This window comes from Bradyrhizobium sp. CCBAU 53421 (assembly GCF_015291625.1).
GTDB lineage: Bacteria > Pseudomonadota > Alphaproteobacteria > Rhizobiales > Xanthobacteraceae > Bradyrhizobium.
The window spans coordinates 9,185,962-9,211,321 of the sequence record NZ_CP030047.1 but is presented as its reverse complement, the minus strand read 5'-3'; the positions used below and the strand labels follow the sequence as shown (position 1 = coordinate 9,211,321).

At 63.7% G+C, this 25,360-nt stretch carries 23 protein-coding genes and 1 tRNA gene; 10 read left to right on the top strand and 14 right to left on the bottom strand.

Features of this window, described 5'->3' with window-relative positions; all coding sequences use genetic code 11:
• Positions 1-60 precede the first annotated feature (60 nt).
• The 3 genes from XH92_RS42585 to XH92_RS42575 all read left to right on the top strand — a co-directional run bounded on the left by XH92_RS42585 (position 61) and on the right by XH92_RS42575 (position 6,055).
• Positions 61-480 (top strand): CBS domain-containing protein, encoded by a 420-nt coding sequence (locus XH92_RS42585; RefSeq protein ID WP_194457368.1) that lies wholly within the window; start codon positions 61-63, stop codon positions 478-480.
• Between the two features lie 359 nt (positions 481-839).
• Positions 840-5,663, top strand: coding sequence for an NAD-glutamate dehydrogenase (locus XH92_RS42580; RefSeq protein WP_194457367.1), 4,824 nt, complete (start codon positions 840-842; stop codon positions 5,661-5,663).
• A 71-nt stretch (positions 5,664-5,734) separates the two neighbouring features.
• The gene (locus tag XH92_RS42575) at positions 5,735-6,055 is read left to right on the top strand and encodes a hypothetical protein (RefSeq protein WP_194457366.1); all 321 of its coding nucleotides are present in this window, start codon (positions 5,735-5,737) and stop codon (positions 6,053-6,055) included.
• Positions 6,056-6,295: 240 nt separating this feature from the next.
• On the opposite strand, the gene XH92_RS42570 is transcribed toward XH92_RS42575, so the two are convergent.
• From XH92_RS42570 to XH92_RS42560, 3 genes are all read right to left on the bottom strand, one after another.
• On the bottom strand, positions 6,296-7,204 hold the full coding sequence (locus XH92_RS42570) for a division plane positioning ATPase MipZ (RefSeq protein WP_194457365.1): 909 nt from the start codon (positions 7,202-7,204) through the stop codon (positions 6,296-6,298).
• Between the two features lie 508 nt (positions 7,205-7,712).
• Complete coding sequence (locus tag XH92_RS42565) at positions 7,713-8,201, bottom strand: lipocalin-like domain-containing protein (protein WP_194457364.1); 489 nt, start codon at positions 8,199-8,201, stop codon at positions 7,713-7,715.
• 299 nt (positions 8,202-8,500) lie between these two features.
• Positions 8,501-8,577, bottom strand: a tRNA-Arg gene (locus tag XH92_RS42560).
• A 129-nt stretch (positions 8,578-8,706) separates the two neighbouring features.
• Here XH92_RS42560 and XH92_RS42555 point away from each other — a divergent pair.
• From XH92_RS42555 to XH92_RS44205, 3 genes are all read left to right on the top strand, one after another.
• Positions 8,707-9,786, top strand: a complete 1,080-nt coding sequence (locus XH92_RS42555; protein WP_194457363.1) for an LLM class flavin-dependent oxidoreductase — start codon at positions 8,707-8,709, stop codon at positions 9,784-9,786.
• Between the two features lie 116 nt (positions 9,787-9,902).
• Complete coding sequence (locus XH92_RS42550) at positions 9,903-10,940, top strand: alpha/beta fold hydrolase (protein WP_194457362.1); 1,038 nt, start codon at positions 9,903-9,905, stop codon at positions 10,938-10,940.
• A 117-nt stretch (positions 10,941-11,057) separates the two neighbouring features.
• Entirely contained in the window at positions 11,058-11,315 is a 258-nt protein-coding gene (locus tag XH92_RS44205) for a GCG_CRPN prefix-to-repeats domain-containing protein (RefSeq protein ID WP_371817908.1), read from the top strand.
• A gap of 121 nt (positions 11,316-11,436) precedes the next feature.
• Here XH92_RS44205 and XH92_RS42545 read toward each other — a convergent pair whose 3' ends face one another.
• Positions 11,437-11,841 carry a YccF domain-containing protein gene (locus tag XH92_RS42545; RefSeq protein ID WP_194457361.1) on the bottom strand — a complete coding sequence of 135 codons (405 nt, stop codon included), beginning with the start codon at positions 11,839-11,841 and terminating at the stop codon, positions 11,437-11,439.
• A gap of 166 nt (positions 11,842-12,007) precedes the next feature.
• Between XH92_RS42545 and XH92_RS42540 the strand changes: the two genes are divergently transcribed.
• Positions 12,008-12,646, top strand: coding sequence for a carboxymuconolactone decarboxylase family protein (locus XH92_RS42540; RefSeq protein WP_194457360.1), 639 nt, complete (start codon positions 12,008-12,010; stop codon positions 12,644-12,646).
• 283 nt (positions 12,647-12,929) lie between these two features.
• Here XH92_RS42540 and XH92_RS42535 read toward each other — a convergent pair whose 3' ends face one another.
• Together XH92_RS42535 and XH92_RS42530 are read right to left on the bottom strand one after the other, a co-directional pair.
• Positions 12,930-14,702 carry a bifunctional diguanylate cyclase/phosphodiesterase gene (locus XH92_RS42535; RefSeq protein ID WP_194457359.1) on the bottom strand — a complete coding sequence of 591 codons (1,773 nt, stop codon included), beginning with the start codon at positions 14,700-14,702 and terminating at the stop codon, positions 12,930-12,932.
• A 213-nt stretch (positions 14,703-14,915) separates the two neighbouring features.
• Entirely contained in the window at positions 14,916-15,878 is a 963-nt protein-coding gene (locus XH92_RS42530; RefSeq protein ID WP_194457358.1) for a sensor histidine kinase, read from the bottom strand.
• A gap of 179 nt (positions 15,879-16,057) precedes the next feature.
• Between XH92_RS42530 and XH92_RS42525 the strand changes: the two genes are divergently transcribed.
• Both XH92_RS42525 and XH92_RS42520 read left to right on the top strand, forming a co-directional pair.
• Positions 16,058-16,900, top strand: a complete 843-nt coding sequence (locus tag XH92_RS42525; protein ID WP_194457357.1) for an SDR family NAD(P)-dependent oxidoreductase — start codon at positions 16,058-16,060, stop codon at positions 16,898-16,900.
• Positions 16,901-16,991: 91 nt separating this feature from the next.
• Positions 16,992-18,041, top strand: coding sequence for an adenylate/guanylate cyclase domain-containing protein (locus XH92_RS42520; RefSeq protein WP_194457356.1), 1,050 nt, complete (start codon positions 16,992-16,994; stop codon positions 18,039-18,041).
• 376 nt (positions 18,042-18,417) lie between these two features.
• Here the strand turns inward: XH92_RS42520 and XH92_RS42515 are convergent, their stop codons facing one another.
• From XH92_RS42515 to XH92_RS42480, 8 genes are all read right to left on the bottom strand, one after another.
• Positions 18,418-18,909 (bottom strand): hypothetical protein, encoded by a 492-nt coding sequence (locus tag XH92_RS42515; RefSeq protein WP_194457355.1) that lies wholly within the window; start codon positions 18,907-18,909, stop codon positions 18,418-18,420.
• 55 nt (positions 18,910-18,964) lie between these two features.
• Entirely contained in the window at positions 18,965-19,525 is a 561-nt protein-coding gene (locus XH92_RS42510) for a methylated-DNA--[protein]-cysteine S-methyltransferase (RefSeq protein WP_194457354.1), read from the bottom strand.
• Positions 19,526-19,684: 159 nt separating this feature from the next.
• A complete protein-coding gene (locus XH92_RS42505) occupies positions 19,685-19,942 on the bottom strand; it encodes a hypothetical protein (protein ID WP_194457353.1) in 258 nt (85 codons plus the stop codon).
• A 158-nt stretch (positions 19,943-20,100) separates the two neighbouring features.
• Positions 20,101-21,213 (bottom strand): bifunctional DNA-binding transcriptional regulator/O6-methylguanine-DNA methyltransferase Ada, encoded by a 1,113-nt coding sequence (gene ada / locus XH92_RS42500; protein ID WP_210345527.1) that lies wholly within the window; start codon positions 21,211-21,213, stop codon positions 20,101-20,103.
• A 138-nt stretch (positions 21,214-21,351) separates the two neighbouring features.
• Positions 21,352-21,801 (bottom strand): ester cyclase, encoded by a 450-nt coding sequence (locus XH92_RS42495; protein WP_194457351.1) that lies wholly within the window; start codon positions 21,799-21,801, stop codon positions 21,352-21,354.
• 117 nt (positions 21,802-21,918) lie between these two features.
• Entirely contained in the window at positions 21,919-22,551 is a 633-nt protein-coding gene (locus XH92_RS42490) for a glutathione S-transferase family protein (protein ID WP_194457350.1), read from the bottom strand.
• A gap of 15 nt (positions 22,552-22,566) precedes the next feature.
• The gene (locus XH92_RS42485) at positions 22,567-23,313 is read right to left on the bottom strand and encodes an SDR family NAD(P)-dependent oxidoreductase (protein WP_194457349.1); all 747 of its coding nucleotides are present in this window, start codon (positions 23,311-23,313) and stop codon (positions 22,567-22,569) included.
• 35 nt (positions 23,314-23,348) lie between these two features.
• Positions 23,349-24,095: an SDR family NAD(P)-dependent oxidoreductase gene (locus tag XH92_RS42480; protein ID WP_194457348.1), complete on the bottom strand. Its 747-nt coding sequence runs from the start codon at positions 24,093-24,095 to the stop codon at positions 23,349-23,351.
• 176 nt (positions 24,096-24,271) lie between these two features.
• On the opposite strand from XH92_RS42480, the gene XH92_RS42475 reads away from it, so the two are divergent.
• On the top strand, positions 24,272-25,180 hold the full coding sequence (locus XH92_RS42475; protein WP_194457347.1) for a LysR family transcriptional regulator: 909 nt from the start codon (positions 24,272-24,274) through the stop codon (positions 25,178-25,180).
• Positions 25,181-25,360: the final 180 nt, after the last annotated feature.

The window sequence follows — 25,360 nt, the reverse complement described above, 5'->3', positions numbered from 1 at the left end:
CGCCCGATCTGTTGTATGGTTGCAGGCGAGGGGGCTGCTGCCTTGCAAGGGAGGTCCTCCATGAAGGTCAAGGACGTGATGCATAAGGGTGTCGATTGGGTCAGCCCCGATACCCCGATCACCGAGATCGCAAAATTGATGCAAGGGCACGACGTCGGCTGCATTCCGATCGGGCAAGACGATCGTCTGATCGGGATGGTGACCGATCGCGACCTCGTCTGCAAAGGTCTTGCGAGCAAGGACTTCAACTCTGCGCGCACCACGGCGCGCGATGTGATGACCGAAGGCATCCACTGCTGCCGGGAAGACGACGACCTGGCGAAAGCGGTGCATCACATGGAAACGCTGAAGGTCCGCAGGCTGCCTGTGATCAACAAGAGCAAACGGATGGTCGGCATGGTCAGCCTGGGAGACATCGGCCATTTTGCCGGTGCCGATCTCATGTCCCAATACATGAAGAGCGTGTCGGCGCATCATTGAGGCGAGGCCGGTCTGCCGGAAACCGGCAGATCGGCCGGCACCATGGCCGGACAATGAGCGGGCAGAAAAACGAACTGGCGCGCCATTCAGGACAAACCAACGAACACATATATAATTGAAATTACATGTGATTTCCTGCCTAAGCGTTCGATCGCCGTCGCTGCCGACTTCGGCCCTACTCGCTGTCATGGGGAAATTCAGCACGCCTCACGACAGCGTGCACCTTTCGCTGCGGGATCGTGTATTGTTATCGGAAGCCGTCGAAGCTTCGATACCGAGGATCAATCGATCGCGGCGCTCGAAGGGATGCACTCCAGAATCAAGCTGATGATCGCGGCTGCGATCGGACGGCACGGCAGATGGAGGACATTATGGCGTGGCGCGACGACAAGGCCCGAGCAACCCTGATCCGCGACGCAGCGGGCAGCGTGCCAGCGGGCAGGAGCCCCCGGGCCTTTGCCGAGCCCTTGTTCGGCTACACCAATATCGAGGATCTCGCCAATTACGATGCCGCCTCGCTTGCGCTCCTGGCGGAGCAGGCTTGGGAGCACGTCCAGCGACGCACGGCCGGCAGCGCCGATATCCGCGTCGTCAACCCGACATTGCCGAACGGGCGCGAGATTTCCGTGCTCGAAATTCTCAACGACAACATGCCCTTCCTGTTCGATTCCACCATGGCGGAGCTCGCCGAGCAGGGCATCGAAGTCAGCCTCGTCGCCCACCCGATCATTGCCGTGGAACGCGATGATGTGGGCAAGCTGCTGCGGTTCTACGGGGAAGCTTTGCCGGAGGGAGCCAAGGGCGCGCGCGAAAGCCTGATTCATTTCCACATCACCCGCCTGGACGCCGATGCCGATCGCCAGAAGCTGATTGACGGCCTGACCAGAACGTTGAGCGACGTCCGCGCCTGCGTCGCGGACTGGCGCGGCATGCGCGACCGCGTCGAGGAAGCGATCAAGACGTTCTCGTCAAATCCGCCGCCGCTACCGATCGACGAGGTCGCCGAAGCCAATCAGTTCCTGCAATGGCTCTGCGCGGACAATTTCACCTTCCTCGGCGTGCGCGAGTATCGCTTCTCGCCCGACGGCGAAGCGTCGGACGACATCACGACCGGCGAAGGCCTCGGAATCCTGCGCGATCCGGACGTGAAGGTTCTGCGCCGCGGCAACGACATGGTGGTGATGACGCCGGAAATCCGCGAGTTCATGCACGAGCCGACCCTGCTGATCGTCATCAAGGCCAATGTCTCCAGCCGCGTCCATCGCCGTATCCGGATGGACTATGTGGGCATCAAGCTCTATTCGCCCGACGGTCGGCTCGAAGGCGAACTGCGCGTCGTCGGCCTGTTCACCTCGGGCGCCTACACCCGCTCGGTAAGGCAGATCCCTTATGTGCGCCACAAGGTTTCCCGGGTGCTGCAGCGCGCGGGCTTCGACCCGAACGGCCATTCCGGCAAGGCGCTCATGCACATTCTGGAAGATTATCCGCGTGACGAGCTGTTCCAGATCGACGTCGACACGCTCTACAATTTCGTCATTGAGATCCTGATCCTCTACGAGCGCCCGCGCGTCCGGGCGCTGGCGCGCGTCGACAAGTTCGATCGCTTTGTTTCCATCCTCACCTTCATTCCGCGCGACAAATACGACACCGACGTCCGTACGCGCGTCGGAAGCTTTTTGGCGCAGGCCTACAAGGGAAGGCTGTCTGCCTCCTACGTATCATTCCCTGAGGGGGCGCTGGCGCGCGTCCACTTCATCATCGGGCGCTACGAAGGCAAGACGCCTGTCGTCGAGCACGCGACGCTTGAAGCCGGGATCAGCGCCATTGCCGCAACCTGGGCTGACAAGCTAAAGGTCGCACTCACTGCGTCGACCGACGGCATGCGGGCGCGCATGCTCGCCAGCCGATACGCCCAGGCCTTTAGCGGCGGTTATACCGAGGTGTTCGGCGCGGAACAGGCGATCACCGATATCGCGACTGTCGAAAAGCTGACGCCAGCCCGCCCGGTGACGATTTCGGTTTACCGCATCGCAGGCGACGATCCGAGGCACTTCGGCCTTAAGGTGTTCTCGGACGCCGTACCGCTGTCGCTGTCCTATCGCGTGCCGGTGATCGAGAATCACGGCCTGCGCGTGGTCAATGAACGCACCTACAAGGTCACGCCCGGTAACCGGCCGGAGCCGGTGTGGCTGCACGACATGACGATCGAGACCAGTGACGGCCAGCCGATCGAGATCAACGCGGAATTCAGCCATCGCCTCGAAGCCTCGATCATGGCTGTGGTCACCGATCGCGCCGAATCCGATGGATATAACGGCCTGATCCTGCGCACCGCCCTGAGCTGGCGGGAAGTCTCGGCCATCCGGGCGTTGTCGCGCTATTTGCACCAGATCCGCGCGCCGTTCACCCAGGACTACATGTGGGAGACCTTGCGCAAGAACGCCGCGATCACGGCCACCCTGGTCGCGCTGTTCCAGACCCGCCTCGATCCGCGCCTCGCCTTGACGGATGCCGAGCGCTCGGCACGCGAGACGGCTTTGCTTGCCGAGATCGAGGAGCAGCTCAAATCCGTCGCCTCGCTCGATGAAGACCGCATCCTGCGCCGCTTCACCAATCTGGTGCAGGCGACCGTTCGCACCAATCTGTGGCAGATCGGCGAGAACGGACATCCCCGCCCGGTGATCTCCTTCAAGTTCGAGGCGCGCCGGATCGATGACTTGCCCGCTCCACGGCCTCTCTACGAGATCTTCGTCTATTCGCCCCGTGTCGAAGGTATTCACCTGCGCTTCGGCAAGGTTGCGCGCGGCGGCTTGCGCTGGTCCGACCGGCCGCAGGATTTCCGCACCGAGATCCTCGGCCTGGTCAAGGCGCAGCAGGTCAAGAACGCCGTGATCGTGCCGGTCGGCGCCAAGGGCGGCTTCGTACCCAAGCGCCTGCCGCCACCTTCCAATCGCGACGCCTGGCTCGCGGAGGGCACCGAAGCCTATCGCATCTTCGTTCGCTCGCTGCTCGAGCTCACCGACAATCTCGACGGTGACATCGTGGTGCCGCCCGAATCCACCGTGCGCTACGACGGCGATGACCCCTACCTCGTCGTTGCCGCCGACAAGGGCACCGCCACCTTCTCCGACGTCGCCAACGCGATCTCGGCCGAGAAGAACCATTGGCTCGGCGATGCCTTCGCATCCGGCGGCAGCCAGGGCTACGACCACAAGAAGATGGGGATCACGGCGCGCGGCGCCTGGGAGGCGGTCAAGCGTCACTTCCGCGAGCTCGGCACCGACATTCAGACCATGCCGTTCACCGCGGTCGGCGTGGGCGACATGTCGGGCGACGTCTTCGGCAATGGTATGCTGCTCTCGTCGGCGACAAGGCTTGTGGCGGCCTTCGATCATCGCGACATCTTCATCGATCCTTCGCCCGATCCATCGACCAGCTTCGCCGAGCGCAAGCGGCTGTTCGATCTGCCGCGATCGAGCTGGCAGGACTACAACAAGTCGCTGATCTCGCAGGGCGGCGGCGTGTTCTCGCGCTCGCTCAAGGCGATTCCGCTCACGCCGGAAGTGCGCGCGCTGCTCGATCTCGACAAGCCGCAAGCCACGCCTTTCGAGGTCATGACCGCGATCCTGAAGGCTCGCGCGGACCTCCTGTGGTTTGGCGGCATCGGCACCTATGTCCGCTCCTCCGCGGAAACCGACGATCAGGCCGGGGACCGCGCCAACGATCCGATCCGCATCGCGGGCGGCGACGTGCGCGCCCGGGTGATCGGCGAAGGGGCCAACCTCGGCGTTACCCAGCGCGGCCGCATTGAAGCGGCGCAGAAGGGCGTCAAGCTCAACACCGATGCCATCGACAATTCGGCCGGCGTGAACACGTCCGATGTCGAGGTCAATATCAAGGTCGCACTGGCGCGCCCCGAGCGCGAGGGACGCCTCAGTCCGGCTGACCGCAACAGCCTGCTTGCCGCGATGACCGAAGAGGTCGGCGCGCTGGTGCTGCGCAACAACTATCTGCAGACGCTGGCGCTCTCGCTGGCCGAGCGCAAGGGTGTGGCAGAGACCGGCTTCCTCACCCGCCTGATGCAGTCGCTCGAACTACGCGGCTTGCTCAGCCGCTCGGTGGAGTTCCTGCCCGACGACGCCGCGCTCACCGAGCGCACGCGGCGCGGCCAGTTCCTGACGCGGCCCGAGCTCGCCGTGTTGCTCGCCTACGCCAAGCTGACCCTCTACGATGACCTGCTCGTCACCAGCGTGCCCGATGATCCCTATCTTGCCCGCGAACTATCCCAGTACTTTCCGCGCGAGATTCAGGACAAATTCCCGGGCGCGGCCGAATTGCATCGCCTGCGGCGGGAGATCATCGCGACCAGTCTCGCCAATGCGGTGATCAATCGCGGCGGCCCGGCCTGTGTGGTGCGCCTGATCGACGAGACCGACGCCGATGTCCCGACCATCGTCATGGCCTATGTGGCGGTCGATGAATGCTACGGACTGAAGTGGCTCAATGACGCGATCGATGCACTCGACGCCTGCGTCGATGGGCAGCTGCAGCTGTCCCTCTACGCTTCAGTGCAAGACCTCCTGCTCTCACGCATGGTCTGGTACGTGCGCAATGTCGATTTCAAGGATGGACTGGAGGCCGTCGTCGCGCGCTTCGGCCCGGCTATCCGCCAGATCGTCGCCGGGCTCGACACCGCCCTGCCGCCGGACTTGCAAGCCGCGCGCGTCAAGCGGCGGCAGGAACTCGCCGACGCCGGTGTCCCGGCCGGCCTCGCCGGCGAGCTCGCCGATCTCGACGCTCTGGATTCGGCACCCGACATCGTGACGGTTGCCGAGCGCACCAGGCGCCCCATCGGCGATGCCGCCGCGACCTTCTACGCCGCCGAGGCGAATTTCCGTCTCGACCGCATCATCACCGCCGCTCGCAATGTGCCGGCCAACGATTATTTCGAACGCATGGCCATTGACCGCGCCGTTGAGCAGATCGCCGGCGCTGAAAGGAGACTGGCCGCGGACATGCTCGCAACCGGCCAGTCTGGCCAGGAGGCCGTCGAGACCTGGCTCGCGGCTCACCCCGAAGCGACCCGTATCCGCCGCTCGGTCGAGGAGATCGCTGCCAGTGGCATGACCCTCGCCAAGCTGACGGTGGCGGCGAACCTGCTCGGGGACCTGGTCAAAGCCTGAGGGCGTGCGAGGCGGCGATGTGAGAAGCGCAATGCTTGCGCAGGTTGATAACCGGCGAATGGAGGAATCCAATGATCCACGCCACTTGCCATACCGCGGACAACGTCCGCTGCATCGAGTTCGATGCGACACCGTGGTTCAACGAGGCTGACGCCCCGAGCATTATCGATTTGGCTCAACGAGGATGGACCAGCACCGCAATTGCAGATTCCCTCGAGCACCGACAAGGATACGAACGCTTGCACGATCTCGTTGAGTATGCGGCGAAGCGACTGCAATTGGAATCTCTGGAGGACCCAACCTGGGAAACCTTCCAGTGCGTCGTCGATGAACCCGACGCTGTCGCCTGGCTCGAGAAAAACCGTCCCAACGTTGCGGCAAGGATCCCGTAAGCCGCAGCAAGGGCCAAGATTGGTCGGCGGTGAGGCGGAAATGGCGCGCCACGGCCGATGAAGATGGGCACTATAGCTTCGCTGTGGCGCTATGATGTGGTGGCCGACCAAACGATCCAGTCACATAACCCGCGACGGACTGCGATCTTGCGCTACGCCTCATGGCTGAAATTGATAAGCGCGCCGGCCGTCGTCTGCGGGCGACGATCGCATCTGAGGTATTTCCCGTCAGACGAGCCGCTATTCGATCAGCAATTCGTCGATGCCGAGTGGTGCGTCTGACGAAGCAAACCATTCTTTGCGCGCGGCCGCCCTGCGGCGCGCGCGCTCGCTCGTGGGCAGATTCAACAGGCCGACGAGCATGCTAATCTCCCGTTGAGCCAATTGGTGTGACCGACCGGGAGTGGCGCCGAGGGCCGCTTCGTCCAGCGCATCGAGGGCGGTCAGACCCGCGGGGAAGAACTGGCGATACACGATCCGCTCAGCACAGCCTTCGACGTCCCTGAGGCCCAGCTTGATGCCCAGCTCGGCAACGCTACGACGTACCAGTCGGCGCCGCGCCGAGCGATTGCGGATGACGACCCAATCGGTACCGCCACGGTCAAACTCGCGCCGATGCCTGCGGGCCTCGCGCACCATTTCCGCGTAGTGCCCGGTTCCCGTCACCTCATGCGTGATGGGATCGATCGAGGCCAGCGTGCCGAGGTCAAGAAAACTGTCGGCGACCGGTGTCAGCACAGTGTCGGCCACCAGATGCGCAAGTCGCATCAGATACGTGTCGGTCGAGGGCGTGTCGATCACCAGGAAGTCGACGAACTTCCTGACGTCGCAAACGGTGTCCTCGAAGGCAGCCAGTTCCTCGGCTTCGTTGTCCTCCAGCTTCGCGCCGCCGGCGCGCGGAACGAAGCTATGCAGCGGTAGTTCGAGTTCGATCTGCCGATGGTTCGCCCAAATGCGCCGATTTTCAATGTATCGCGTCAGGCCTTTCTGATTGCTGTCGAGATCAATGGTTCCGACCCGATGGCCCTCTTTCAGGAGTGCGATGGCCAAATGCATGGCAAGCGTGGTCTTCCCGGAGCCGCCTTTCTCATTGCCGATGACGACGACGTACGGCGATCCTGCCCCTGCGATATCTGTCGCGTGCAGCATCGCAAGCCTTGCAAACCAGAGTTTCTATCACAAAACCAATGCGATGCACCACGTATGGTTCCTGACCGACGTTGTCGCCGATGTGCGGGCAAGCCGTGCCGTCCGTTGGGATGTTAGCTTGAGCAGTTCGCTTGCCAACGAGGGATAAAAGAGGCGGCACCTGGCGGCGATGGCGCATTCCGAAGTGGCGCGCCAGGCCGATGAAGATGGGCACTACGCTTTCGCCGTGGCGCTATGACGCGGCGGCCGCCGACGCGATCCGGCCGGATAACCAGCGACGGACTGTGATCTTGCGCTACGCCTCATGGGCGGCGGTGTTCCCAAATTCACGGGTGGTCCGGCCATCCTTCGATTGCGGCCATTTCGATCAATTCCGGGAATGGCGCGATTGGCCAACAAGAGACCTATGCGACGTAACGGAAGGCGTTCGGGGAATGCACGCACGGCGCATGCACTCGGCGCATGCACTCATAGTCGCCCGGCTCGCGAAGGTAGGTTGTTCAAACTCCTATTTCGTTTTTTCGAATACAAGGAGGCTCCTCTGCATCCCCTTATCTGCCCAGTTTGGCATTATTCGCCACGTCGAAGTGACTTGAAGGCGATCCCCGTCTAATCTGAAGAAGCGTGTTTGCTCGGTGCCTACCCATTCAGGGTTCCAAGCAACATCGACCTTCGTAATCCATTTGTCCCCTTCGAGACGGTACATGCCGGTGTAGGCGGCCATGCTGTTTAGCAGATCGGCGCGATCTTCGACCGTTTGTGGTGGCTTGCGCCCCTCTCCAGTCAGGACAAACATTACACGGCCCTCAGCCGTGAAAATTGCGTATCCCGTAGGGGAGCGTCCGAAGACGGGTTCTTTCTGCCCGGTGGCTTGAATTTCAATTTCTTGAGAAACCAGTTTCCAGATGCCGATCACCTTCTCACGGTCATCGGCAAAGCTCGGATACGCCGCAATAAGCCACCCAACGATGGCAACGAGGCATTTTAACGTGGACATAAGAAGTTTCCCTCCCATGTTCTGCACTTTTTGGCACTCGGTGGGCTGACACTAGCGCAGGAATTGAGCGGCTGGAATGTCCGTTCCGGGTGAGCCGCGACAGCAAACGCCGCCCCATGAAATCCCCCGATCTCAAATTGCGCCGATCCGATCGCAACAGGATGCGGAGATCAATCGCTGCGACAGTATTGCGCTGTTGAGACGCGGCTTACTGTCGCCTTGCGGTGACAAGCCGAGCCCGCACCTGCATCAGAGATGCGGCATCAATCCGGTATTGGTCGGAAGCGAAAATTGCGAAATGGCGCACCCGACACGATTCGAACGTGTGACCTTTGCCTTCGGAGGGCAACGCTCTATCCAGCTGAGCTACGGGTGCGTACCGGCCACCATTTAGCTGATTGGCTCGGTGTCGGCAACGGCGTTGTCCGGCCGGTTAACGGCTGTAAACTGCCTGCGCCAATATGACAGGCCTTCCGAAAAGGCCGGCTTTTGAGGGAGTTTGCCCATGCGTCCGCTGGAATTCGGCTGGTATCTGCCCACGCATGGCGACACCACGGCCTATGGGCTGATGGAGGCGCAGATCGCGGGGTCGCCGGAACTCTGCGACCGCGTGGTCAAGGCGGCCGAGGATGCCGGGTTCGAATATCTGCTGATCCCGGTCGGGTCGGTGTGCTGGGAGGCCTGGATATCCGGTGCATTCATGGCGGCGCGCTCGGCGCGGATCAAGCCGCTGATTGCGGCGCGGCCCGGCTATATCAACCCGGTGCTGATGGCCAAGATGATCTCGACCTTCGACCAGATGTCGGGCGGGCGGATCTGCATCAATTTGATCGCCGGGCAGAACGAGAGCGAGGTCGAGGCCGAAGGCGTGCGCTACGCCAAGGAAGAGCGCTACGCGCTGATGGACGAGGAGGTCTCGATCCTCAAGGCGCTGTGGACCACGCGCGGGCCGGTGAATTTCCAGGGCAAGTTTCACACCATCTCGGGCGCGCATATCCGCCCGCGTCCGCTGCAGCAGCCGTTTCCAAAATTCTATCTCGGCGGCGGCTCGCGGCAGGCCTGGGAGGTGTCGGCGAAGCATTCCGACGTCCATCTGTTCTGGGGCGATCTGCCCGAGCGTATCGCGGATAATATCGCGGAGATCAGGCGGATGGCGCGGGCGCATGACCGCGAGGACGCGATCGGCTTCGGCATGCGGCTGCAGGTGATCTGCCGCGAGAACGAGGCGGATGCCTGGGAGGCCGCCGACCAGCTGGTGCGCCACGCCACCGAGCGGCAGAAGCAGGAGATGAAGACACTCTACGTCAAGTCCGAAGCCAACCAGCGCGTGCAGCAGCTCGCGCGCGACTACGGCGACCTCCTGATGCCGCATCTGTGGACCGGCATCACCAAGGTGCGGCCCGGTGCCGGCATCGCTGTGGTCGGCAATCCCGAACAATGCGCCGCGACGCTGCAGCAGTTCATCGACGCCGGTTGCCACTCCTTCTGCCTGTCCGGCTATCTGCATGACGAGGAGGCCGAGCGGTTCGGCCGACTGATCCGACCGATCCTCGCCGCGAACAATCGCGGCCGGCTCGCGGCGTGAGCGTCATCCCTTTCCGAGTGTGTTGCCTTTCCGAAAATTCATGCATGAAGTGCAGCCCAATGCGCCATGATCAGGACGGATTGCATCGCCGCTAGCGGCACCAATGGAGTTGAACCATGCATCATCGGCACTGGCTTGCGGTATTGGCGCTGCTGATCGCGGCCGTTCACGTGCCGGTCGCGTCGGCGACGCAGGCGCAGATCGAGCGCGACAAGAAGCCGGTCAAGGAGGTCGCGAGCGGTCGGATCGCCGTCGGCAACGCGACGTTTCCGGTCTACCTCTCGGCGGACTGGTCCAATCCGCTGCCGGACGTCACCCGCGCGGTGCTGGTGCTGCACGGCGTGCTGCGCAATGCCGACGATTATTTCCGCGCGGCGCTGAGCGCGCAGGCCGCGGCCGGCGATGCCGGCAAGAGCGCGCTGATGATCGCGCCGCAATTCCTGATCGAGCCCGACGTCGAGGCGTTCAAGCTGCCGGCGGAAACACTGCGCTGGAGCCTCTATGGCTGGCAGGGCGGCGAGCCCGCGCTTGCACCCAATCCGGCGAGCTCGTTCGAGGCGCTCGACGCCATCCTGGCGAGGCTCGGCGACCGCAAGCTGTTTCCCAACCTGAAGCAGGTCGTGGTGTTCGGCCATTCCGGCGGCGGCCAGGTGGTGCAGCGCTATGCGATCGCGGTGAAGGGCGACCAGGTGCTGCTGCGCGAGGGCATTGGCGTGCGCTACGTCGTCGCCAATCCGTCCTCCTACGCTTATTTCACCAAGGAGCGGCCGGAGCCCGCGATTGCGGCGACGTGCGAAGGCTACAACAGCTGGAAGTTCGGCATGGACGACCGTCCGCCCTATCTCGCCGAGCCGACCCCGGCCGCGCTGGAGCGGGCCTATGTCGCGCGCCGCGTGATCTATCTCCTGGGAACGCTCGACACCAACCCCAATCATCCCGCGCTCGATAAATCCTGCATGGCGGAAGCCGAGGGGCCGTATCGTTACGCACGCGGGCATTCCTACGTCGCGGCGATGCAGGCCCGCGACAACGGCGCGCCGAACCACAGCGTGTGGGATGTCCCCGGCGTCGGTCACGAGGGCGGCAAGATGCTCAACTCGCCCTGCGGCCTGACTGCGGTGTTCGACATCGAGGGCTGCGAGGCGGCGCGCTGACCCCCAGCGCACACCGGAATGTGCGCATGGATTCGGTGGCGAGCGCGATCGATATCGCCTAGGCTCAGTGCGCAACGTGAATGGAGCATCACAACCGACGGCACAATGGAGGACATCATGAGAGCAGGTCTGCTCGTGGTTCTGACGGCCGGTGCGTTTCTTGGCTTGACCCCCGCCTTTGCTGCCGAGGGATGTGGCGACGGTTGCCACAGGACCTCACGAGGTGCCTGCGTGATCGACGGCTGGGGCACCAGCGCGCGGGTCAGGAACGAGTGCCCCGCCACCTCGCGCCCACGTCCCCCCTGTGGGGGCGGTGGCTTCATCTGGCGACGCGACTACCAGGCTTGCAGCCAAACCACCAAGGACTGGCTCTAGAGCATGATCCGGAAAAGTGTGAAGCGGTTTTCCGAAAAGATCATGCTCAAACAAGGAGCTAAAGCGCGACGATGATTCAACCCAATCTCATCGCGCTTTAGCCGTCGACGGCAGGCCTGCGTCACGCCGGTACGATCACCTTGCCGATCGGCCACAGCGCGATGCTGGCAAGCTTGAGATGCGCCCAGGCAAAGGGAATGCCGACGATGGTCACGGCCAGCAGGATGGCGGTGATCACGTGGCCGATTGCGAGCCACCAGCCGGCCAGGATGAACCAGATCAGATTGCCGATCACGCCGAGCGGCCCGGTTCCGAGATCGGACATGCCGGTGACTTCATCGCGCCGGACCGCACGCGAGCCGAACGGCAGCAGCGTGTAGACCGCAATGTTGAACGCCGCGCGCGCCCAGGGCAGCCCGATGATGGTGATCGCCATGATGACAGCGGCGATCAGCCAGCCGAACGCCATCCACGCGCCGCCGATCAGGATCCAGAGGATGTTGAGGAGAATGGAGACAGGCTGCATGGCAGACACCTTCGCGTCGCTTCGGACGCCGTCAATATAGGCCGATGTCGGCTGCGGCGGTAGGTGCGGCGCGGGCGTGCCGGCCTCATTGCATCTGTCCTGGTCGCGACTAAGCTCCGCCGCCGTGCAGGACACGAGAAGCCTGCATCGGAAAGGGAGAGCAACAATGAGAAAATTACTTGGGGCGGGCGTTCTGGCAGTCCTGGCGTTGACCGCGCCCGCCGCGCGCGGCGAGGATGCCGCGCGTTTCGCGCCGCTTAAGGCCGAGGAGCTGTCGCCGCCGCAGAAGGCCTGGGCCGACCTGATCAGCGCGCCGCCGCGCAATGCCAAGTTCACCGCGCCGCCCTACCGCGCCTATATCCGCAATCCCGATCTGGCGCCGAAGCTGTCGAACCTGTCGGACTATCTGCGCTGGAACACTTCGCTGCCGGCGCGGCTCAGCGAAATGGCGATCCTGATCACGGCGCGGCACTGGACGGCGCAATACGAATGGTCCGCGCACTATCCGCTGGCGATGAAGGGCGGGCTGGATCCGAAGATCGCGGACGCCATCGCCAAGGGCACGCGGCCGGACGGCATGAAGGACGACGAGGCCGCACTCTACGATCTCGGCATCGCGCTCTATCGCGACAGGAAGGTCAGCGACGCCGTCTACAAGGCAGCACAGGAGAAGTTCGGCGAGCGCGGCATCATGGATATCATCGGCATCATGGGCTACTACGACCTCGTCTCGATGACGCTGATCACGATGCAGGCCGGCGCCGCCAATGACAGCGTGCCGCCGCTCCCGGTGCTGGAGAAGTAGCTCGACCTTCCCCTCGCCCCGCAGGTGGCAGGGCTATCGCACATCGCTATCAGTTGCAGAAGTCCGCAAATGCCCTATGCGATAGCCTCGGAGAGGGAGTTTGTACAATTTCGGAATAATGGAAGAATACGGCTGAGTTGCCCGGCGTGTCAAGTTGCCGTGTCGAACGCCGGCGGCCGCCGGCTACTTTGCATGGGGTTGTTTTCGATATTTTGGCCGTGCGCCCGAAGGTGAGGCGAGGTGAAGCGAGGGCTCGCTGCTTCGATCTATTGCGTGGTCGCCTCTACCGCCTGAAGCCGCTGGCGCGCGAGTAGCCCTGGCGGCCGTCCTGGGACGGGCGCGCCGCCATGCTGGCGCGGCTCTCGCTGGCGACCGGCGTCGCTGGCTTCAGGTCCTCGAGGAAGATCGGCTTGGCGAAGTAGTAGCCCTGCGCATAGCGGATCTTGGTCGCCGCCTGCAGATAGGTCAGCTCCTCGTAGGACTCGATGCCCTCGGCGATCACGGTCATGCCGAGCGCCTCGCTCAGCGATTCGATCGCGCGCAGGATGCCCTGGCTGCGCGGCCGCTTGTGGATGTCGGTGATGAAGGAGCGGTCGATCTTGATCTCGTCGGCGGTGATGTCGGCGAGCGCCGACAGCGACGAATAGCCGATGCCGAAATCGTCGATCGAGATGCCGACGCCGATGCCGCGCAGGATCGGCAGGATCTGGTCCTGGAAATGCGACCGGGTCACGAACGCGTCTTCGGTCACCTCGATCATGAATCGTTTCGGGAAGCCGGTCTCCTCGAGCGCGCGGGCGAAGCGGCGCATGAACTCGACGTTGCCGGCCTGCTTGGCGGCGACATTGATGCTGATCGTCGCCGTGGGGCCGAAGGTGTCGTTGATCAGGTCGATCGACTTGACGATTTCCGCCAGCACCAGGAACGTCAGCTCGTCGATCAGGCCGAGCTCCACGGCGAGGTCGATGAAGGTGCCCGGCGCCTGGATCACGCCCTCGTCGTCGCGCAGCCGCACCAGCGCCTCGATGCCCTTGACCTCGAGGGTGCGGATGTCGACCTTGGCCTGGAACGCGCAGCAGAAGCGCTTCTCAAGGATCGCCAGCCGCAACGACTGCTCGATCTTCATCCGCGCCAACGCCTCGCGCTCCATGCTGTTGTCGAAGAACGCGATCGAGCCCTTGCCGTTGTTCTTGACGCGATACATCGCGATGTCGGCGTTCTGGCGCAGCGCCTCGTAGCTCCGACCATGCATGGGGTAGAGGCTGACGCCGACCGAGGTCGAGGCGAAGATCTCGGAATCCTCGATGAAGAACGGCGCCTTCAGCCGCTCCTGCATGACCTGGATGAATTCGGCAACCTCGTCGTTGCTGCTGATCGGGTTCAGCAGCAGCAGGAATTCGTCGCCGGAGATCCGCGACAGGATATCGGTGTCGCGCAGCGCGTGGCCGAGCCGCTTGGACAGCTCGACCAGCAGCGCATCGCCGATCGCGTGGCCGTAATAGTCGTTGATGTGCTTGAAGTTGTCGACGTCGAGGAAGGCGAGCGCGAAATGGTTCTGCGAGGAGTCGCGGATCAGGCCGTTGACGCGATGCTCGATCACCCGCCGGGTCGGCAGGCCGGTCAGCTCGTCGTAATAGGCCGAGCGGAACAGCTGGTCCTCGAACGCCTTCTGCTCGCTGATGTCGGTCGATGTCGAGATCAGGAGATTGCGGCCGGCGATCTGGACCGGCCGGTGCGCGGTGAGGAACACGTATTTGGAAGCGCCGCAGGCGAGGACCTCCTCGAGCACCACGGGGCGGCCGCTGCGCAACAGGTCGAGGTTGGCGGCATGGCGTTCGTCGACAGGCGATGGCTGGCTCGCGCCGGCCGCCAGCTGCAACTGGTTCGCCGCCGCTTCGTTCACCAGGATGAACTGGCCCTGCTCGTCCTGGACGGTGACGCCGGCCGGCAGCAGCTGGAGAAGATCGCGCAGGATGCGCAATTCGCTATTGGAAATGTCGTCCTGGCCGGTCCCTGCGGTGCCCGCCTGAAAATCGTACTTGGTGAGATTATGCATGCGCCGACCTTGGCAAAGTCCGTTGTAGTTTTGGTTAAGCGGACTTGCGAAATGCCGTGACAGAAAGAGACCGGGGCTGCTTTCGCAAGCCGTCGCGGCAATCGTCATTAACAGAGTATCAATGTCGGTATCGGCCGCCGGTGAAAGCGATTGCGGAGCGCGCGGTTGCATCGACACGCGCAAATAATGTGCGTGTACCGAAAAGCCGACTTATCAACAGTTGGGAAGCTTGCACTGCATGGTGCAGTGAACACCGGTCTTCAGGTAACTGATCTCGGTCTTGCCGTCGAACGGCCGCAGCGCCGACTTCAACAGCTTGGTGCCGAAGCCGGCTTCGCCGATGACGTCGACCACCGGTCCCTCGGTTTCGTCCCAGATCACGTTGAGACGCCCGTCGTCCACCGTCCATGACACCTGGAGAAATCCGCGCGGCGAGGAGAAGGCGCCGTATTTTCCTGCGTTGGTCGCGAGCTCGTGGAAGATCAGCGCCAGCGAGACGGCGAGCTTGGCGGGCAGGAACAATTGCTCGCCATTGAGATTGAACCGCACATGGCCGTAGGGCCCGAGCTCCGAGCGGAGCAAATCCTTGATATCGCAGCCATAGCCGTCGACCCGCGCGATCAGATCGTCGGTCGCCGCGAGCGCGCGGATGCGATGGTCGATACGCTGCCAGACGTCGGGCCGGTCCTGCAGCGCCTGATGCAGCACGGCATGAATGGTCGAGGACTTGTTTTTCAGCCGGTGCTGCAGTTCGTCGACCACGATCTTGCGGTACTGCTCCTCCTCGATCAGCCGCTTGGACACCTCGCGCTGCTGCGCGACCAGGGAACGATAGTGCTCCACCCCCCAGATCGCGATGCCGCATACCACCCAGAAGATCATCAGCAGCGCAAAGCGCGCCGGATCGGCGTGCCCGCTGCTGAAATTGAGCACGACGCCGAGCAGGCCGCTTGCCAGCGCGGTCGCGATCCCGATCCGGAAGCCGCCGAAGGCAGTCGCGAAGAAAACCGCCGGGAAATAGGGCGTGAAGAACACATCCGGCCTGATCTGGGCGAGCCCGAAGCGCGCGGCCGTGGCCAAAACGAGACAGAGCACGGCGAAGGTGACCGCAAGCAGCAGCGATGGCTGCGCATCACCCCGCCAACCCGCCCAGAAATCGTCGATCCACTTCGCCATCGGTCGTTCCAGTTCACGTGAACAGGCGCCCCAAAATAAGGCCGCTGCGACCGAAAAACCGCAGTTGTGGCCTTCTAGCCACAGGTGGACCTCGCCCGCCGTTAACCGCGCCTGCGCTTGCGTCGTCAGGCGCGGCTGGGGAATATCCCTAAAGTCAGAAGTTAAGTCGGGGGACTGGCATGGGACGGTTGGACGGCAAGGTCGCGGTGATTACCGGGGCGACGAGCGGCATCGGGTTGCGCACGGCCGAAATCTTCGTTGCGGAGGGCGCGAGGATCGTGATTGCCGGGCGCCGCGCGCCGGAGGGTGAGGCACTGGCGCGCCAGCTCGGCAGCAATTGTGTGTTTCGCCAGACCGACGTCACGGTCGAGGCGCAGATGCAGGCGCTGATTGCGCTTGCGGTGGAGAAGTTCGGCCGGATCGACTGCCTGTTCAACAATGCCGGCGGCCCGGCGCAGACCGGCGGCATCGAGGGCCTCGACGTCGAGCGGTTCGACGCCGCGATGGCAACCCTGGTACGCAGCGTCATGCTCGGCATGAAGCATGCCGCGCCCATCATGCGCAGACAGGGGTCCGGCAGCATCATCAACAATGGCAGCATCGCCGGCCGGCTCGCCGGCTTCTCCTCATCGATGGTCTATGGCGCTGCGAAGGCCGCGGTGATTCATTTCACCAAATGCGTGGCGATGGAGCTCGGCGAGTCCGGCATCCGCGTCAACTCGATCTCGCCCGGCGCGATCGCCACCGGCATTTTCGGCAAGGCGCTGGGGCTGTCGACCGAAGCCGCCGAGCAGACCCCGGCCGTGATGCGCGAGGTCTACAAGGCGGCGCAGCCGATCCCGCGCGCGGGCCTGCCCGACGACATCGCGCATGCCGCGGTGTTCCTGGCGAGCGACGAGTCGAGCTTCATCAATGGCCATGACCTGGTCGTCGACGGCGCCATGACCGGCGGCCGCAATTGGAGCCAGCAGCAGGCGGGCTATGTCGCGCTGCGCAAGGCGTTCGATCAGGGGGCGGGATAGAGCAGCAGCATCCGTCATTGCGGGCGAAGCGAAGCAAGCCTTGACGCTTCGTCGCTTCGCATCTCGCAACGACGCGGGGAGGAAGATGGCAATGGTCGATTTGGCGAGCTCCCCCCGACAGCTCCCCCGCGTCAGCGCCAGGCTCGAGCGGAAGCTGCACCGTCTTGCCGCCGTGATCGTGGTTGGCACCCTGTCCGGCATCGCGGTTGGCCTCACCCATGGCAGCGGAGCGGCGCCTTTGATCACCGGCGCCGTCTACGGCTTCCTGCTTGGCGCAATCATCGGGGCGGTCGAACTGTTCGTGCTCGAGGATTGGGACTGGCTCAGCCGCCTGTCCTTTCTCGCCAATCTGGCGGTGCGCAGCGCGGTCTACGCCGCCATCATCATCGGCATCCAGCTGATGCACCCGGGCGAGCGCATCGCGGGGATCCCGCTAGGGGCCTCGTTTGGAGATTTCTGGTGGGGCTTCGCCTACTCCGCGAGCGTCTCGGTGCTGATCAACCTCGGCTTCGCGATCGCCAATCTGATCGGCCCGCGCGCCTTCATGAACTTCGTGACCGGACGCTACCACACGCCGGTCGAGGAAGATCGCTTCGTGCTGTTCGTCGACATCGCGGGGTCGACCGGGCTTGCCGAACGGCTCGGTGGCATCGGCATCCATCGCTTCCTCGACCGCACCTTCCGCCTGCTGACGCAGTCGGTGGTCGATTATCGCGGTGAGGTGCTGAATTACATCGGTGACGAAATCATCGTCACTTGGCCGGAGCAGCACGGCGCGGTCGATTGCCGGCCGCTGCGCTGCTTCCTGGCGATGCGGAGCGCGTTGCAAAAGGCGGCGCCGCAGTTCGAGCGCGAGTTCGGCGCGGTGCCGCAGATCCGCGGCAGCCTGCATTTCGGTCCGGTGATCGTCGGCGAGATCGGCGACATCAAGCGCGCGATCGTGTTCAACGGCGATGTCATGAACACCGCGGCGCGATTGGAGGAGCTGAGCCGCAAGGTCGACGGCGGCTTCCTCGCCTCGCGCGCGGCGATGGCGCATTTTGCCGCGCCGCCGCCGTTTCCGGTGAGCGATCTCGGCACCTTGCCGATCCGCGGCCGCGTCGACGGCATCGACGTCGTCGGGATCGGGGCGGCGGCGTAACCGTTTTGGAAGCAAGAACCGGAGTGCGAAAGCGACTGCGGCGGCCGATGTTGCGGCAGATCGTGTCCGGGAGCATCTCATGCGGATAACGCTAGCACTGGTGTTGTTGCTGTCGGGAGCAGTCTCAAGCAATGCCGCTTCCTTGCTCGAAAGGCGTCAAGTGGCGCAACGAGATGTGCCGACGAAGTGCGTCGCAACCTGCAACTCAGCCAACTATTCGTGCGCGACGAGTTGCGGCTTGTCCGGAGCCTGCGTTGCCCAATGCACGGCCGAGGCCGCCGCGTGCAAAAGCCGTTGCGGTGCGAACACAAGCGACTGAGCTTTCGATCGGGCCGGACCGCACCGGTCCTTGTCTTCGGGCGCGCAAGACGGCGCGTCACCGCTTCGAGGACTCGTCCTTGTTCGGGCGCGCGAAGCCGATGACTTGAGCCGTCTCCGCCGTGGCAGTCGGGTCCGCTTCAACAGCTTCCTGCGACGGTGTCACGAACTGCCGCTTCATCGCACGCCAGCCGGTCGGATCCCGTTCGTCCAACGGCTGCATATCTGTGATGTCGATGGCGACGATCGGAATGGCCGACTCGCCTTTCAGCTGCCGATCGGCAAGCGATTGAACGACAAGGCTCGGGTGGTCCGGGCAGCTTTCCGCGATGAGAGCGAGCCGCCTGAGTGGCCATTGCAAACGCTCCCAGTGCTTGAGGATCGACGGCCAGTCGGCGCCATCCTTGAATGCGCCGTTCAAGAGCCCGCTCGACAGCGGATCGTGCGGCACAAAGACGCCCGCGCTCCTCGCGATGTCGATGATCTGGGGGCCATTGGGAAGGGTTACGACGAGCCCGATCGTCTCATCTGTCATCAGAGCGAGTTTCATGACGTCCTCTTTTCGCGAACGAGCCGGCCGTCAACGCCGCAGGCGGCGCTGCGCCTCATGCGCTGGCTTCCTTTTCGAGCAACACGCGCTTGCGCTCGAGGCCCCAGCAATAGCCGGCGAGTTCGCCGTCGGTGCGAATGACGCGGTGACAGGGAATGACGAGCGCGAGCGGATTGGCGGCGCAGGCGTTCGCGACGATGCGCGCGGTGGCTTGGGGATAGGCGCCGTTGATCAGGCGAGCCACTTGCATATAGCTCCTGGTCTCGCCGAGCGGGATCGAACGAAGCGCGTTCCATACGCGGCGCTGGATCGGCGTGCCGCGCATATCCAGCGTGAGATCGAGGCCCACGGACGGCTTGTCGGCATAGCGTGCCACCTTCGCCAGGTCGTCGCGAACCATCACCTCGTTCGGAACGAGCGTGGAATGCGGGAAGCGTCTCGCGAGATCATCTTCCAGTGCGCGGGCGTCATCACCGAGCAGGATGGCACAAACGCCCTTGATGCTGCGTGCGATCAGGACCGTGCCGAATGCGCAGCCGCCGGTCGCGTAGAAGAGGACGTCAGCGGTGGTGGTGGCGAGGTCGGCCGAGGGCCTGGCGTGTGGCATGAGATTCATGGATCGTCTCCTTCATCTGTCTCATGACCGAATGTACGGGGAAGCCAGTTGCGTCAAACTCCGATGCTTGCTTTCAAATCGAGAAAGGTCTTGAGCCGCCGATGAAAAAACAGGCGCGTCGACGCCTGGCCGACGAAGATCAGAATCTGCGATCACCGATCACGCGATGCGCGTGATCGTGGTGTGTTCGAGGAGATACGTCTCGCCCGTGGCGAGCTGCAGGCGGACGGTCCCATTGTCCAGCGCTTGCCATTCCGCGAATCCGTTTGCGACGAGTTTGCGGAAATGGGCCATCACTTTGATCTTGGCGAGATCGGACGGTATCAGGGCTGCAATCGCATCGAACGTCGTCTCGACACGCTCTGACCTATCAAGCGGCTTCTTCGGTGCGGAGCGCGGATCCATCGTCAGCGGCATTCCTTGTCCCGGCGAGCGTCGGCACCAAACATCCGCGGCCGTCTGTCCGCCCGATCTGGATTGCTTGTCATGACCGAATGGCGGGCGGCGCGCGACCCGACACTCCCGTTGTTGTGCTCGTGCTGGATGGCGGGCTCCGGAACGTTCATGGCTTCAGTTCAGGTTCGACGGTCGGGCACGTGGACCTTCTGCGATGCCTCCCGGTCGAGCAGGGCGCGCTTTCGTTCAACGCCCCACGCGTAACCTGAAGCGGAGCCATCCGTGCGGACCACGCGGTGGCAGGGAATGGCGACAGCGAGCTTGTTTGCGGCGCAAGCGCCGGCGACCGCACGTACCGACTTGCAGGCCCCGATACGTTGCGCGAGTTCGGCATAGGTGACGGTCTCGCCGACGGCAATTTCCTGGAGCGCCTGCCAGACACGCTGTTGGAAGGCGGTGCCGCGGACATCGAGCGGCAGATCGAGGCCGAGTTGCGGTGCCTCCACGAAACCGACAACGCGCGCGACGATGGCCTCGTAGTCCTGATCGGCGCCAATCAGGCAGGCGCTCGGGAAGCGGTCCTGCAGATCGCGGAGCAGCGCCTCCGCATCATCGCCCAGCAGGATCGCGGCAACGCCCTTCGTGCTCGACGCGACAAGAATGGCGCCGAGAAAAGTCTGGCCGATCGCAAACTTGATCTCCTCATTCGCGCCACCTGCGCGGTATTGCGATGGCGTCATGCCGAGAATGCCGGTGGATTTTTCGTAGAAGCGGCCGCTTGAATTGAACCCGGCGTCATAGATCGCTTCCGTGACGCTGTTTCCCGAGACGAGATTTTCGCGAACCTTCCTGGCGCGGAAGGCCGCGGCGTACGCTTTGGGCGTCAGGCCGGTCGCCGCTTTAAACATGCGGTGGAAGTAGCTCGGGCTCAGGCAGACCGCGTCAGCCAGCTCTTCGAGCGAAGGCTCTTCTTCTCTCTCCTCGACAAGACGGCATGCCTTGACGACAAGCGCGGCATTTTCCGCCTCGATCGACAGCCCGTCCGGATTGCAGCGCCGGCACGGCCGAAAGCCGGTCGCCCTGGCGCTTTCCAGAGTGTCATGGAACTGAACATTCCCGGGATTGGCGGTGCGCGAAGGACACGAGGGCCGGCAGTAGACGCCGGTCGTCGCGACCGAATACCAGAACTCGCCGTCCGCGGTCCTGTCGCGTGCAAGAACCCGCGCCCATCGCGGATCGGCGGCGACGGGAGGCAGTTTCGATTGCTCGGGCCTTTTGAGGTTCACGTCCATCGATTGCATCACGCCACGGGACGGCCAACACTGCCACCCGGTTTCCGAGGACACACTCCGATCCTTGCCTTCAAATCCGGACGGGACAAACGAGGCCCGCAAATCGGCGCGGGCCTCGTCTGTTCTCGGCCACGCCGATTACGCAGCCTTCAGCAACCCGAGTTGCGTCAGCGCGGCGACACCGTCGTCGAGACCGATCTCCTCGACGATCTTGCCGTTGACGACCTTCAGCACGGTTGTCCCGCTGAAGTGCATCTTGCGTCCGGTCGCGGCCGGCAGATCGCCGATCAGGAAGTCCTTGAAGGCCGGCCCCGTGTGGGTGCCGCCGCCTTCCCACCGACCGACGACATAGTCGCCCTCGGCGATCAGGTCGGCCGTCCCCCAGAAATTGAGATCGGGGAACGCGGCGCGGAAATCGGTCATGAACGCCCTGATGTCGTCGCGTCCGCGGCGAGGCTCGTGCAGCGAATATTTCAACAGCATGTCGGGCGCGGCGATCTCGTCGATCACACCGAGGTTGACGGACTTGCCCCAAAACTCGGTGAACCAGCGGCCGACGACCGCCTTGTTGTCTTCTTGCTTGCTCATTCGGGTGGCTCCTTGATCAGACTCGTAGGAGGTCGCTGGTGTCGCCAGCGACCCGGGAGAGCGTCTACGTCCGATTCCAATCGGCCAAACTCCGGTTCTTGCCGTGGAATTCCAGGTCTAGGCCGTCATGCTGGGGCGCGAAGCGACAGAATCGTACCAACGGCGCGTCGCCCCGTGCTCTTCCGGCGTGGATAATCCAAGGGCCTTGCCGGCGAAGTCGATTGCGACGATCGCCGTGATGTCGGCGATGCTGAACGCGTCACCCGCAACGAACGGCGTCTCGGATAGTCGCGCCTCGAGATCGCCGTAGAAATCGGCGATCCGACGCCGGCCACGGACGACCAGTTCGGGAATCTGATCGTAGCCATGCGAACCTGCGATTGCCCGCCCCTTGAGGCCGGGGGCTCCGTTGCGCACGGTCTCCATGACCGAAGCGAAGCCCTCCAGCTCCATTCGGCGCTCCCACATGGTGACCGTCGCTTTCTCCTTGGGCGAACCTCCGAGCAGCGGCGGCTCCGGATGCGTTTCTTCGAGATAGCCGATGATCGCCGGCACTTCCGCTATGGCTGTCCCATCGTCGAGCATGAGAGCCGGCACGACGCGTCGCGGGTTGATTGCCGCGTAAGCATCGGAGAACTGTTCCCGCGAGGCGAGATCGACCGGCACGAAGGGCATCGTGATGCCCTTCTCGGCGAGATAGATTCGGACGCGGCGCGAGTTGGGCGAGGCGGAGGACTGATAGAGCTTCATGACGGATCTCCCGAGTCAAAGCTTTGAGCCGCCGCCGACCTGGATGGTGTCGCCGGTCACCCAGCGGGCGGAATTCGAAGCGAGAAAGGTCACCGCGTCGGCGACGTCGTCGGCATGGCCGATTCGTTGCAGGGCTTGCATCTTGAGCGCGTAGTCGCGGCCTTCTTCCGTCCTGGCGAATTCCGACATGTCGGTGTCGATGATGCCCGGTGCCACGGCATTGACGCGGATGCCGCGCGGTCCGAGCAGCGAGGCGAAGTGCTTCACCATCGTGTCGATCGCGCCCTTGGTGGCGGAATACGCCGACAATTGCCCAACCGCGGCGCGCGCCGCCAATGACGACGTCATCACGATGCTGGAGCCGTCGCCCAATAGGGGCAGCAACTGCTGCACCAGGAAGAATGGCGCCCGGACGTTGACCGCGAACATGCGATCGAAATCTTCGACGGTCTGCGCTTCGATCGTGGCGGGTACCGCAATTCCCGCGTTGGCGACGAGAATGTCGAGTTGGCCGACGACGAGCTTGCGCACCTCGGCGGCGAGCCTCTGCGCGCCATCGGATGCGGACAAATCGGCGCCGACGGCGTCGGCCTGCCCCCCGGCTTCGCGAATTTCCGCGACCAGGGAATGCGCATCCTCGGCCGAATTGCCGTAGTGAACGATAACGCGGGCGCCGGCGAGCGCGAGTGCGCGGGCGGTGGCGCGGCCGATACCTCGGGAGGCACCGGTGACGAGAGCAGTTCGGCTGATGAGGTCGGTCATGATTGTTCTCCTGGTTGGATTGTTATCGGGGGTGTTCACGCGGCGGTCTTGCCGCCGTTGACGCTGATGATCTGGCCGGTGACGAACGACGCCTTGCTCGAAGCTGCAAACAGGATGGCGTCCGCAAGCTCCTCGGGGCGCCCCGCGCGCTTCAGCGGAATTCCCGCGACCAGCCCGGCCTTCCGGTCGGCGGAGCCCGTGAACCGGTCGAGCATCGCGGTCTCGATCGGGCCCGGTGCGATCGCGTTGACGCGAACGCCGAAGGCTGCCGCCTCCAGCGCGGCGGATTTCGTCAAGCCTTCGACGGCATGTTTGCTGGCGACGTAGAGGGAAGCGTTCGGCGCGCCGCGGCTGCCCATGGTCGACGAGATGTTCACGATGCTGCCGAAGCCTTGTGGCTGCATGACCCGGAGTTCGTGCTTCATCGACAGCAGAACGCCGAGGACGTTGGTGTCGAACGTCGCTGCGTAGTCCTCCGCGGTCTGCTCGGTCACCGGGCCCGGCGTGCCTTCCGTGCCCGCGTTGTTGACTGCCACGTCGAGCCGGCCGAAGCGCGTGATCGTCTGCTCGACCAATGCCGCAACGTCGCTCTCGCGCCGGACGTCGACGCGGACGAATTCCGCATCGGCGCGGTGCGAACGGAGTTCTTCCGCCAGCGCACGCCCTGCATCGGCATGGCGACCGGAAATCACCACGTTGGCGCCCTCGCGGGCGAAGGCGAGCGCCGTGGCGCGGCCGATACCGGTAAGGGCACCTGTAATCAGGACAACGGGTTTGGTCATATTTCTCTCCAGTTGATGCGGCCGATATGCTTTAGCGGCCTGGTTCGCTAAGCCTTCCGCAGCGGGGCCCCGAAGGCTGTTGCGCTGGTGTGGCTTCCTGGACAGGAGATTTAGGAGGGGCTGGCTTCTTTGAGAAAGACTTCGTAGGGTCTGAGCCATACTTTTGAGGGATAGCTATGGAGCTACGACATCTCCGTTATTTCATCGCCGTGGCTGAGGAGGGCAGCCTCTCGGTCGCGGCGCAAAAGCGCCTGCACACCGCGCAGCCATCACTGAGCCGCCAGATTCACGACCTGGAGCTGGAGCTCGGTGTGCAGCTGTTCGTGCGCGGACCGCGCGGCATCGAACTGACGCCATCGGGTCGCGTCTTCCTCGACCATGCGCGAGTGGCGCTGCTGCAGGTCGAGGCCGCCGCGGAAGCCGCGAGGCGTGCTGCCCAGCCGGCGAAATCGGCCTTTTCGATCGGGTTTCTCACCGGCTACGAGATGGACTGGCTTCCGGCGGTCATGAATATCCTGCGCGGCAAGCTGCCCAGCACGGAAATCACGATCCGCAGCGAGGACTCGCCCGACCTCGCTGCGGCACTTACGCGGGGTAAGCTCGATCTTGCGTTCATGCGTCCGGAGAAGAGCACGGCGGGTCTTCAGTTCAAGTTGCTCCGCCATGATCCGATCCTGGCCATGATGCCACGAGACCATCCGCTTGCGGCACGCTCCGCGGTCCGTCCGAAGGATCTGATGGGCCAGAGCTACATCGGCGTTTCCCTGGCAAGGGCGCCGACGCTGCGCGCTGCGATCGATGACTTCTTCAAGCGGCACGGGTTGGCGATCGAGGCCGCGCACCAGGCAGAAAACCTAGCCATGGCCGTTTCGCTGATCGCCTCTACCGGCGGCATCAGCCTTCTTCCGCTCTATGCGCAGAACCTGATCCCGAAAACCATCGTCAGCCGCCCAATTCAGGGCGCGCCGCCCATGGTCGATCTGGTGATCGGCTACAATGAGAGTAACCGTTCTCCGTTGCTGCAGTTCGTGCTCTCGCGGGTGGACGAGATCAAGTTTCAGGCGCTGGGGCACGAGGGCAGATAGCGTCGGGAGAGAGCGGGCCGTCTCGGAATGCCGGTGGGAATTCGATCGTGATCGAGGTGTCCGCCTGGTCGGGCTGCGACAAGTTAACCCGACGGCGGCGCGAGAACGCGAAGCTGCGTCTCCGCCACAACTGTCATAGCCCGAGCCGGGCGATGACACGGCGCTGTTTGGACCGCGCCC

Coding starts and splice junctions, on each gene's coding strand:
- XH92_RS42510 (WP_194457354.1), bottom strand. CDS start 19,525: ATGAATCTCATGCCACACGCCAGGCCCTCGGCCGACCTCGCCACCACC.
- XH92_RS42565 (WP_194457364.1), bottom strand. CDS start 8,201: ATGTCCACGTTAAAATGCCTCGTTGCCATCGTTGGGTGGCTTATTGCG.
- XH92_RS42490 (WP_194457350.1), bottom strand. CDS start 22,551: ATGAAGCTCTATCAGTCCTCCGCCTCGCCCAACTCGCGCCGCGTCCGA.
- ada (WP_210345527.1), bottom strand. CDS start 21,213: ATGGACGTGAACCTCAAAAGGCCCGAGCAATCGAAACTGCCTCCCGTC.
- XH92_RS42495 (WP_194457351.1), bottom strand. CDS start 21,801: ATGAGCAAGCAAGAAGACAACAAGGCGGTCGTCGGCCGCTGGTTCACC.
- XH92_RS42555 (WP_194457363.1), top strand. CDS start 8,707: ATGCGTCCGCTGGAATTCGGCTGGTATCTGCCCACGCATGGCGACACC.
- XH92_RS42485 (WP_194457349.1), bottom strand. CDS start 23,313: ATGACCGACCTCATCAGCCGAACTGCTCTCGTCACCGGTGCCTCCCGA.
- XH92_RS42540 (WP_194457360.1), top strand. CDS start 12,008: ATGAGAAAATTACTTGGGGCGGGCGTTCTGGCAGTCCTGGCGTTGACC.
- XH92_RS42535 (WP_194457359.1), bottom strand. CDS start 14,702: ATGCATAATCTCACCAAGTACGATTTTCAGGCGGGCACCGCAGGGACC.
- XH92_RS42525 (WP_194457357.1), top strand. CDS start 16,058: ATGGGACGGTTGGACGGCAAGGTCGCGGTGATTACCGGGGCGACGAGC.
- XH92_RS42475 (WP_194457347.1), top strand. CDS start 24,272: ATGGAGCTACGACATCTCCGTTATTTCATCGCCGTGGCTGAGGAGGGC.
- XH92_RS42520 (WP_194457356.1), top strand. CDS start 16,992: ATGGTCGATTTGGCGAGCTCCCCCCGACAGCTCCCCCGCGTCAGCGCC.
- XH92_RS44205 (WP_371817908.1), top strand. CDS start 11,058: ATGAGAGCAGGTCTGCTCGTGGTTCTGACGGCCGGTGCGTTTCTTGGC.
- XH92_RS42570 (WP_194457365.1), bottom strand. CDS start 7,204: ATGCTGCACGCGACAGATATCGCAGGGGCAGGATCGCCGTACGTCGTC.
- XH92_RS42550 (WP_194457362.1), top strand. CDS start 9,903: ATGCATCATCGGCACTGGCTTGCGGTATTGGCGCTGCTGATCGCGGCC.
- XH92_RS42515 (WP_194457355.1), bottom strand. CDS start 18,909: ATGAAACTCGCTCTGATGACAGATGAGACGATCGGGCTCGTCGTAACC.
- XH92_RS42505 (WP_194457353.1), bottom strand. CDS start 19,942: ATGCCGCTGACGATGGATCCGCGCTCCGCACCGAAGAAGCCGCTTGAT.
- XH92_RS42530 (WP_194457358.1), bottom strand. CDS start 15,878: ATGGCGAAGTGGATCGACGATTTCTGGGCGGGTTGGCGGGGTGATGCG.
- XH92_RS42585 (WP_194457368.1), top strand. CDS start 61: ATGAAGGTCAAGGACGTGATGCATAAGGGTGTCGATTGGGTCAGCCCC.
- XH92_RS42480 (WP_194457348.1), bottom strand. CDS start 24,095: ATGACCAAACCCGTTGTCCTGATTACAGGTGCCCTTACCGGTATCGGC.
- XH92_RS42545 (WP_194457361.1), bottom strand. CDS start 11,841: ATGCAGCCTGTCTCCATTCTCCTCAACATCCTCTGGATCCTGATCGGC.
- XH92_RS42580 (WP_194457367.1), top strand. CDS start 840: ATGGAGGACATTATGGCGTGGCGCGACGACAAGGCCCGAGCAACCCTG.
- XH92_RS42575 (WP_194457366.1), top strand. CDS start 5,735: ATGATCCACGCCACTTGCCATACCGCGGACAACGTCCGCTGCATCGAG.